The 9,278-nt window shown below is 65.6% G+C and carries 7 protein-coding genes and 1 pseudogene; 7 read left to right on the top strand and 1 reads right to left on the bottom strand.

What is annotated here, in order from left to right; genetic code table 11:
* The 4 genes and pseudogenes from ACLQI9_RS04305 to rplL all read left to right on the top strand — a co-directional run.
* Window positions 1–367, top strand: a pseudogene (locus tag ACLQI9_RS04305) (integrase); the annotation flags it as partial.
* A 112-nt stretch (window positions 368–479) separates the two neighbouring features.
* Complete coding sequence (locus tag ACLQI9_RS04310) at window positions 480–803, top strand: hypothetical protein (RefSeq protein WP_442382247.1); 324 nt, start codon at window positions 480–482, stop codon at window positions 801–803.
* A 249-nt stretch (window positions 804–1,052) separates the two neighbouring features.
* Window positions 1,053–1,661 (top strand): 50S ribosomal protein L10, encoded by a 609-nt coding sequence (gene rplJ, locus ACLQI9_RS04315; protein WP_442382248.1) that lies wholly within the window; start codon window positions 1,053–1,055, stop codon window positions 1,659–1,661.
* A gap of 30 nt (window positions 1,662–1,691) precedes the next feature.
* On the top strand, window positions 1,692–2,084 hold the full coding sequence (gene rplL, locus ACLQI9_RS04320; protein ID WP_324443508.1) for a 50S ribosomal protein L7/L12: 393 nt from the start codon (window positions 1,692–1,694) through the stop codon (window positions 2,082–2,084).
* Window positions 2,085–2,136: 52 nt separating this feature from the next.
* Here rplL and ACLQI9_RS04325 read toward each other — a convergent pair whose 3' ends face one another.
* Window positions 2,137–2,811 carry a TetR/AcrR family transcriptional regulator gene (locus ACLQI9_RS04325; RefSeq protein WP_442382249.1) on the bottom strand — a complete coding sequence of 225 codons (675 nt, stop codon included), beginning with the start codon at window positions 2,809–2,811 and terminating at the stop codon, window positions 2,137–2,139.
* A gap of 75 nt (window positions 2,812–2,886) precedes the next feature.
* Here ACLQI9_RS04325 and ACLQI9_RS04330 point away from each other — a divergent pair, with 75 nt between their 5' ends.
* The 3 genes from ACLQI9_RS04330 to rpoB all read left to right on the top strand — a co-directional run.
* On the top strand, window positions 2,887–4,401 hold the full coding sequence (locus ACLQI9_RS04330) for a carotenoid oxygenase family protein (RefSeq protein ID WP_442391163.1): 1,515 nt from the start codon (window positions 2,887–2,889) through the stop codon (window positions 4,399–4,401).
* A gap of 133 nt (window positions 4,402–4,534) precedes the next feature.
* Window positions 4,535–5,617, top strand: a complete 1,083-nt coding sequence (locus tag ACLQI9_RS04335; RefSeq protein WP_442382251.1) for an ABC transporter ATP-binding protein — start codon at window positions 4,535–4,537, stop codon at window positions 5,615–5,617.
* 444 nt (window positions 5,618–6,061) lie between these two features.
* Window positions 6,062–9,278, top strand: a 3,217-nt coding sequence (gene rpoB / locus ACLQI9_RS04340; protein WP_442391165.1) for a DNA-directed RNA polymerase subunit beta, incomplete at its 3' end; no start/stop codon positions are given.

Genomic DNA, 9,278 nt, shown 5'->3' on the forward strand with positions numbered 1-9,278 from the left:
CGCAGAACTGCTGCTACTCAACAAGATCTGGACGCTGCAGTCCTTACTGACCAACTACTTCTACCCCCAACAGAAGCTCGTCCTTAAAGTCCGCGACGGCGCGAAAATCACCAAGAAGCACGACACCGCCACCACCCCGCACCGTCGTGCACAAGCACACCCAAACCTGCCCACCACCGCCAAAGCGAACCTGACCCGCACCTACCTCGACATCAACCCCGCCGCCCTGCAACGCCAGATCCACGCCTTGATGAACGAACTCCTCACCCTGGCCATCACCAAAGTCGGACCCCAACGCAAAGCACCGCCCACGCGGGCACCAGCAAACCAGGCCACCAATCAGTTGTCGCGGGCATCCGGCACATGAGGCAACGAATACCGTCGCGGGCATATTGACATGAGGCAACAGGCCATATGGCTTTGTGCCCGCCTACGAGCGATTTCGGGTGGATGTCGTACCGGCATGCGACCGTCCGACGATGAACAAGCTGCGGGGTATCGAGCTGCGTTACGTACTCACGATGCACCTTGCCATCCACGGCCGGGCAACCATCAAAGACCTGGTCGAGGCGCTTGCCTTCCACGGGTTCGAGGTTGACAGCCCGGCCGGTAAATCCGTGTCGGACGCGCTGCGGTGGGAGCGGCGCCGCGGGAGGGCGCGCCGCCTCGCGCGCGGCGTATACGGTCCCGGTCAAATGCCGCGCGGCACCGAGCACCGGATTCATCGACGAGTACTGGCGCTGCGGGCCGCAGCAAATCGCTCGAAGGCGGGCAACTCGGGCATCTCCTCCGGCAGAGGCTGAAGTGGCAGATGTGATCACCGGGTCTGACCGTTTTGGCTGATAGCGGCAAGGCACGCTATCGTGGAGGCCGATCCACCGAAGACCGTCGGTCACCGAGCAATCGGTTGAAGGTCCGGGAATTCCCGGCGGCCCACGCAGGAGGACGAGGCAGACCTTCGTCGGCGCACGTCGACGCACAGTTCGCGCCCCGACCGCTTCCTGCGTCGGGGCGTTCGTTATTTCCGGGCCGTGGCCCCCAAGGAGGTATGCATGGCCCACGCTGATAAGGCCACCGCCGTTGCGGACATCGCCGAGCAGTTCAGGGCTTCCACTGCCACCGTGATCACCGAATATCGCGGTCTGTCCGTCGCTAATCTGGCCGACCTGCGCCGGTCGCTGGCCGGCTCGGCGACCTACTCTGTCGCCAAGAACACGCTGATCAAGCGGGCCGCCTCGGAGGCGGGCATCGACGGCCTCGACGAGTTGTTCGTCGGACCGACCGCGATCGCATTCGTCAGCGGCGAGGCGGTCGACGCCGCCAAGGCGATCAAGACCTTCGCCAAGGAGCACAAGGCGCTGGTCATCAAGGGCGGCTACATGGACGGCCACGCGCTGACCGTCGCCGAAGTCGAGCGCATCGCCGACCTCGAGTCGCGCGAAGTGCTGCTCGCCAAACTGGCCGGGGCGATGAAGGCCAACCTGTCGAAGGCGGCCGGGCTGTTCAACGCGCCGGCCTCGCAGGTGGCCCGGCTCGCTGCCGCGCTGCAGGAGAAGAGAGCCGCAGAAGAGCCTGCGGCGCCGGCCGAGGCCACAGCCGCCGAGGCTCCGGCCCCCGAGGCCCCAGCCGCCGAGGCCGCAGAGACCGAATCCACCGAATAACCCCAAACCCACCAAGGAAGGACCCACACCATGTCCAAGTTGTCCACCGACGAACTGCTCGACGCGTTCAAAGAACTCACCCTGTTGGAGCTCTCGGAGTTCGTGAAGAAGTTCGAGGAGACCTTTGAGGTAACCGCGGCCGCCCCGGTCGCCGTTGCCGCCGCCGCTCCTGGCGGGGCCGCCCCGGCCGCCGAGGCAGCCGAGGAGCAGTCCGAGTTCGACGTCATCCTCGAGGCCGCCGGCGACAAGAAGATCGGCGTCATCAAGGTTGTCCGTGAGATCGTCTCCGGCCTGGGCCTCAAAGAGGCCAAGGACCTGGTCGACGGCGCCCCCAAGCCGGTCCTGGAGAAGGCCCCCAAGGAGGCTGCCGAGGAGGCCAAGACCAAGCTCGAGGCCGCCGGCGCCACCGTCACCGTCAAGTAGTCGACTCAGCGAAAACCCCCAGAGCCGCCGAGGCCCCGGGGGTTTCGTGTACTCAGCGCCGCGCCGCCAGGAGCTGGGACTTTCGCGCTCGCTCAGGCGAATCACCCAGTGAAATAAGAAGATTCGTCTGCATGGCATCGAGTACCGGCCGGACGGCGCTGCCCTGCGCGCCGTAGTAGCCCGCGAGTTCGAGCATCACGAAGCCGTGGATGGACGCCCAGAACTGAGCGGCGACGGCCACCACGGTGGCGTCGTCGGAGGGCGATCCTGCGGCAAGCCGGCCGGCGAGCATGGAGCGGTGCACGCCGCGCACGACATGCGCGAAGCTGGGGTAGTGGTCGTTGATCTCGGCCACGGTCAAGCTCAGGACATCGTGTGCGGGCGCGTTGATGCCGTGCGCGCTGGTGCTGCCGAACATCAGCCGGTACATATGCGGACGCTCGATGGCGTAACGCCGGTAGGCAATCCCGGTAGCCAACAGATCCGCGACAGGGTCCGACGTCGGGGTCATCGTCATCGCGGCATCGAACTGGTGCAACCCCTCCTCGGCAACCGCGGCGATCAACGCGGGCATGCCGCCGAAATGCGTGTACACCGCCATCGTCGAGGTACCGGCGGCGCTGGCGATCTTGCGGGTTTGCAACGCGTCGGGGCCGTCCTCGTTGAGGATTTGCACGGCAGCGTGCAGTAACTCGGCACGCACGTTGCGCTCGGCCTGCGAAGTCACCGTTGCATCTTGACACAGCAAGCGCCGATGTGTATAACAATGGAATATCAATGTTATACCAGCTAGGAGGCCAACATGGCCACTGCCGCCACCGCCACACCGGCGAACCCGTATCTCGATGACTTTCTTGCGCCGGTAGGCGCCGAGGTGACCGCGACCGACCTCGCGGTCACCGGACACATTCCCGAGTTCCTCGACGGGCGGTACCTGCGCAACGGGCCCAACCCCGTCGCAGAGGTCGACCCCGCCACCTACCACTGGTTCACCGGCGACGGCATGGTGCACGGAGTAGCGCTGCAGGGCGGCAAGGCCGGCTGGTATCGCAACCGCTGGGTGCGCAGCGCGGGTGTGCGCGCCGCCCTTGGTGAGCCGACAACCGCCACGCCCAACCTGCTTGCCGGAATGCAGTCCCTCGGCGCCAATACCAATGTGCTGGCCCACGCCGGAAAGACCCTGGCCCTCGTCGAAGGCGGCGTGGCCAACTACGAACTCACCGACGAGCTCGACACCGTCGGCCCCTGCGACTTCGACGGCACCCTGCCCGGGGGTTACACCGCACATCCCCACCGCGATCCGAGAACCGGCGAACTGCACGCGGTGTCCTACTCCTTCGCCCGCGGTCGAACCGTGCAGTACTCGGTGATCGACACTCACGGCCACGCTCGCCGCACGGTCGACGTCGAGGTGTCGGGGTCGCCGATGATGCACGACTTCTCGCTCACCGACAAATATGTGGTGCTCTACGACCTGCCGGTGACACTCGACCCCATGCAGGTGGCGCCGACAAAGGTGCCCGGCTGGATGCAGCTGCCCGCCCGGTTGGTGATGCAGTCCGTGATCGGGCGCGTCCGGGTACCCGGGCCTATCGCGGCAATGATCAACCGCCAGGAGCGCCAAGCCTATCGGCTACCTTACGCATGGAACCCCCGCTACCCGGCGCGCATCGGCGTCATGCCCCGCGAGGGCACCAACGACGACGTCCGGTGGTTCGACATCGAACCCTGCTACGTCTACCACCCGCTCAACGCCTACTCCGAAATTCGCGGTGGCAGCGAGGTGCTGGTGCTCGACGTGGTGCGCTACCAGCGGATGTTCGACCGCGACCGGCGCGGGCCCGGAGAGAGCAGGCCGACCTTGGACCGGTGGACGATCAACCTAGCGACCGGAGCGGTGAGCAGCGAACGCCGCGACGACCGTGCGCAGGAGTTCCCCCGGATCAACGAGACCCTGCTCGGTGGCCGGCATCGCTTGGGCTACACCGTGGGCATCGACGGCGGCTTCCTCGACTCAGGGAGAACGCAATTGTCGACATCGCTGTACAAGCACGACTACGAGACCGGATCCAGCACGGTCGCCCCACTCGACCCCGAGCTGCTGATCGGCGAAATGTCCTTCGTCCCGCGTCCCGGCGCCGACTCGCCAGACGCCGGCGAGGATGACGGCATCCTGATCGGATACGGCTTCCACCGCGGCCGCGACGAGGGCCAACTGGTGTTGCTCGACGCGCAAACCTGCGAATCGGTAGCCACCGTGCATTTGCCGCAGCGAGTTCCGATGGGCTTCCACGGCAACTGGTCGCCGCGCGGGTGACGGAATCGCCGCCGATCATAAATTTCCGGCGATAGCCGTACATCGTGACCCCTTCATCACCGGTGCGCTACAGTGACTCATGCCACAAGCTGGGCTTGGGCAGCGGTGACCGACGTCAGTGGAAGGGTTTCGCATGGGTATCGGTATCCAGGTTGAGGGGCTGTCGAAGTCCTTCGGATCCCAGCGAATCTGGCAAGACGTCACGATGGATATCCCGGAGGGCGAGGTCAGCGTTCTGCTGGGCCCGTCGGGTACCGGTAAATCCGTCTTTCTGAAGTCACTGATCGGCCTGCTGCGCCCGGAGCGGGGTTCGATCATCGTCGAGGGCACCGACATCACCGAGTGCTCGGCCAAGGAGCTCTACGAGATCCGCACGCTGTTCGGCGTCATGTTCCAGGACGGCGCGCTGTTCGGGTCGATGAACCTCTACGACAACACCGCCTTCCCGCTGCGTGAGCACACCAAGAAAAAGGAAGGCGAGATCCGTGACATCGTCATGGAGAAGCTGGAGATGGTGGGTCTGGGCGGGGATGAGAAGAAGTTTCCCGGTGAGATCTCCGGTGGTATGCGCAAGCGCGCCGGCCTGGCCCGGTCACTGGTGCTCGACCCGCAGATCATCCTGTGTGACGAGCCCGACTCGGGTCTGGACCCGGTCCGCACGGCCTATCTGAGCCAGCTGCTGATCGACATCAACGCCCAAATCGACTGCACGATCTTGATCGTGACGCACAACATCAACATCGCCCGCACGGTGCCGGACAACATGGGCATGTTGTTCCGCCGGCATCTGGTGATGTTCGGCCCGCGTGAGGTGTTGTTGACCAGCGACGAGCCGGTGGTCAAGCAGTTCCTCAACGGTCGCCGTATCGGCCCGATCGGGATGTCGGAGGAAAAGGACGAGGCCACCATGGCCGAGGAGCAGGCCCACCTGGAGGCCGGTCATGTCGACGGCGGCGTCGACGAGGTCGAGGGCGTGCCGCCGCAGATCCTCGCCACCCCCGGCATGCCGGAGCGCAAGGCCGTCGGTCGTCGGCAGGCCCGGGTCCGCGAGAACCTGCACCTGCTACCGAAGGATGCGCAGAAAGCGATCCTCGACTCGCTGGAAAACACCCAGAAATACCCCGTCCCCGACTACGCCGACGAGCCCGACGGTCCTGGCCGGCACCGCGACGATGACGCGGACACCGCGTCGATCCCAACCCAGCGCGGGTACTGACCTCTGTTTGTGTGACGGCCCGCTTCGCCCGGCTTCGCCGCGCCGGCGACCGTCACCCGCCCCGATAGGCCTGTCCGGAAGGAGTTGATCCACCAACTCGGCGCGTCACCTCTTGACGGAAGCGCCCGAAGGGGCCAATCTGTTGGGCAGTATGCGTGAACGGGTAGATCCAGACGCCAGCCAGCGCCGGTGTCCCCGAGCACGGTAGTTGAGGAATGCGCAGTCCTGCGCTATTGTTGGACGTTGCGCTGGCTGCCTCCTGCCCACCTCACCCGCCACTTGACACCGTGGTCCCAGCCTGAGCCCATTTCTGGCTCAGCGACCTAGCTGCGTGCGTGTGATCCGGACAGTTCGTCCGCCAGCCGAACCGACACAGTTATAGCGGCGAATAGGTCCGGTGGCCGCCGGCACCGTTAGTCGCACTAGGTGCTGGAAGGATGCATCTTGGCACTCTCCCGCCAGAGCAAGAAAAACCCACTAGGTTCTTTAGGTTCCACTTCCTCTAACAGCTCCGTACCTGGAGCTCCTAACCGAATTTCCTTCGCCAAGCTGCGCGAACCACTCGAGGTGCCCGGGCTGCTGGATGTGCAGACCGACTCGTTCGAGTGGCTGATCGGTGCGCCGCGCTGGCGCGAGGTCGCGGCTGCCCGCGGCGACGCCAAACCGGTCGGCGGCCTTGAAGAGGTGCTCTACGAGCTGTCGCCGATCGAGGACTTCTCCGGCTCGATGTCGCTGTCCTTCTCCGATCCACGGTTCGACGAGGTCAAGGCGCCCGTCGACGAGTGCAAAGACAAGGACATGACGTACGCGGCCCCGCTGTTCGTCACCGCCGAGTTCATCAACAACAACACCGGTGAGATCAAGAGCCAGACGGTGTTCATGGGCGACTTCCCGATGATGACCGAGAAGGGCACCTTCATCATCAACGGGACCGAGCGTGTGGTGGTCAGCCAGCTGGTCCGGTCGCCGGGCGTGTACTTCGACGAGAGCATCGACAAGTCGACCGAAAAGCTGCTGCACAGCGTCAAGGTGATCCCGAGCCGCGGTGCGTGGCTGGAGTTCGACGTCGACAAGCGCGACACCGTCGGTGTGCGCATCGACCGCAAGCGTCGTCAGCCGGTCACCGTGCTGCTCAAGGCGCTGGGCTGGACCGCCGAGCAGATCAGGGACCGGTTCGGCTTCTCCGAGATCATGATGTCGACGCTGGAGAAGGACAATACCGCCGGCACCGACGAGGCGCTGCTGGATATCTACCGCAAGCTGCGCCCGGGCGAGCCGCCGACCAAGGAGTCGGCGCAGACCCTGCTGGAGAACTTGTTCTTCAAGGAAAAGCGCTACGACCTGGCCCGAGTCGGCCGCTACAAGATCAACAAGAAGCTGGGCCTGAGCGCTAGGCCGGCCGAGACCTCGTCGACGACACTGACCGAAGAGGACGTCGTCGCCACCATCGAATACCTGGTGCGCCTGCACGAGGGTCAGGCCTCGATGACCGTCCCCGGCGGCGTCGAGGTGCCGGTGGAGACCGACGACATTGACCACTTCGGCAACCGTCGGCTGCGTACGGTCGGTGAGTTGATCCAGAACCAGATCCGGGTCGGCATGTCCCGGATGGAGCGCGTCGTCCGCGAGCGGATGACTACTCAGGACGTCGAGGCCATCACGCCGCAGACGCTGATCAACATCCGGCCGGTGGTCGCCGCGATCAAGGAGTTCTTCGGCACCAGCCAGCTGTCGCAGTTCATGGACCAGAACAACCCGCTGTCGGGGCTGACCCACAAGCGCCGCCTGTCGGCGCTGGGCCCCGGTGGTCTGTCGCGCGAGCGCGCCGGGCTGGAGGTCCGCGACGTGCACCCGAGCCACTACGGCCGGATGTGCCCGATCGAGACCCCGGAAGGGCCGAACATCGGCCTGATCGGCTCGCTGTCGGTGTACGCGCGGGTCAACCCGTTCGGGTTCATCGAGACGCCGTACCGCAAGGTGGTCGACGGTGTGGTCACCGACGAGATCGAGTACCTGACCGCCGACGAGGAAGACCGCCACGTCGTCGCGCAGGCCAACTCGCCGCTCGACGGGCAAGGCCGGTTCACCGAGGCCCGCGTGCTGGTTCGCCGGAAGGCGGGCGAGGTGGAGTACGTGTCCTCGTCCGAGGTGGACTACATGGACGTTTCGCCGCGCCAGATGGTGTCGGTGGCCACCGCCATGATCCCGTTCCTCGAGCACGACGACGCCAACCGCGCCCTGATGGGTGCCAACATGCAGCGCCAGGCGGTTCCGCTGGTGCGCAGTGAGGCGCCGCTGGTGGGCACCGGTATGGAACTGCGCGCCGCGATCGACGCCGGCGACGTCGTCGTCGCCGAAAAGAGCGGCGTCATCGAGGAGGTGTCGGCCGACTACGCCACGGTGATGGCCGACGACGGCACCCGGCAGACCTACCGGATGCGCAAGTTCGCTCGGTCCAACCACGGCACCTGCGCCAACCAGCGTCCGATCGTGGACGCCGGTGAGCGGGTCGAGGCCGGTCAGGTGATCGCCGACGGGCCATGCACCGACAACGGTGAGATGGCCCTGGGCAAGAACCTGCTGGTGGCGGTCATGCCGTGGGAAGGCCACAACTACGAGGACGCGATCATCCTGTCCAACCGCCTGGTTGAGGAGGACGTGCTGACCTCGATCCATATCGAGGAGCACGAGATCGACGCCCGGGACACCAAGCTGGGTGCCGAGGAGATCACCAGGGACATCCCGAACGTCTCCGACGAGGTGCTGGCCGACCTGGACGAGCGCGGCATCGTGCGTATCGGTGCCGAGGTCCGCGACGGCGACATCCTGGTCGGCAAGGTCACCCCCAAGGGTGAGACCGAGCTGACCCCGGAGGAGCGGCTGCTGCGCGCGATCTTCGGTGAGAAGGCCCGCGAGGTCCGCGACACCTCACTGAAGGTGCCGCACGGCGAGTCCGGCAAGGTGATCGGTATCCGGGTGTTTTCCCGCGAGGACGATGACGAACTGCCGGCCGGTGTCAACGAGCTGGTCCGCGTCTACGTCGCCCAGAAGCGCAAGATCTCCGACGGCGACAAGCTGGCCGGGCGCCACGGCAACAAGGGCGTCATCGGCAAGATCCTGCCCGTCGAGGACATGCCGTTCCTGCCGGACGGCACGCCGGTGGACATCATCCTGAACACCCACGGTGTGCCGCGACGGATGAACATCGGCCAGATCCTGGAGACGCACCTGGGCTGGTGCGCACACAGCGGGTGGAAGATCGACGTCGCCGGCGGTGTCCCGGAATGGGCGCAGCGGCTGCCCGAGGAGTTGCTGGAGGCCGAGGCGAACAACATCGTCTCGACGCCGGTCTTCGACGGCGCCAAGGAAGAGGAGCTGCAGGGTCTGCTGTCCTCGACGCTGCCCAACCGCGACGGCGACGTGCTGGTCGACAGCGACGGCAAGGCGAAGCTGTTCGACGGCCGCAGCGGCGAGCCGTTCCCGTACCCGGTGACGGTTGGCTTCATGTACATCATGAAGCTGCACCACCTGGTCGACGACAAGATCCACGCCCGCTCCACCGGCCCGTACTCGATGATCACCCAGCAGCCGCTGGGTGGTAAGGCGCAGTTCGGTGGCCAGCGGTTCGGTGAGATGGAGTGCTGGGCCATGCAGGCCTACG

Origin of the sequence: Mycobacterium sp. (assembly GCF_052143115.1) — a bacterium.
In the GTDB taxonomy this organism is placed as follows: domain Bacteria; phylum Actinomycetota; class Actinomycetes; order Mycobacteriales; family Mycobacteriaceae; genus Mycobacterium.

Coding starts and splice junctions, on each gene's coding strand:
- ACLQI9_RS04310 (WP_442382247.1), top strand. CDS start 480: ATGAACAAGCTGCGGGGTATCGAGCTGCGTTACGTACTCACGATGCAC.
- rplJ (WP_442382248.1), top strand. CDS start 1,053: ATGGCCCACGCTGATAAGGCCACCGCCGTTGCGGACATCGCCGAGCAG.
- rplL (WP_324443508.1), top strand. CDS start 1,692: ATGTCCAAGTTGTCCACCGACGAACTGCTCGACGCGTTCAAAGAACTC.
- ACLQI9_RS04330 (WP_442391163.1), top strand. CDS start 2,887: ATGGCCACTGCCGCCACCGCCACACCGGCGAACCCGTATCTCGATGAC.
- ACLQI9_RS04335 (WP_442382251.1), top strand. CDS start 4,535: ATGGGTATCGGTATCCAGGTTGAGGGGCTGTCGAAGTCCTTCGGATCC.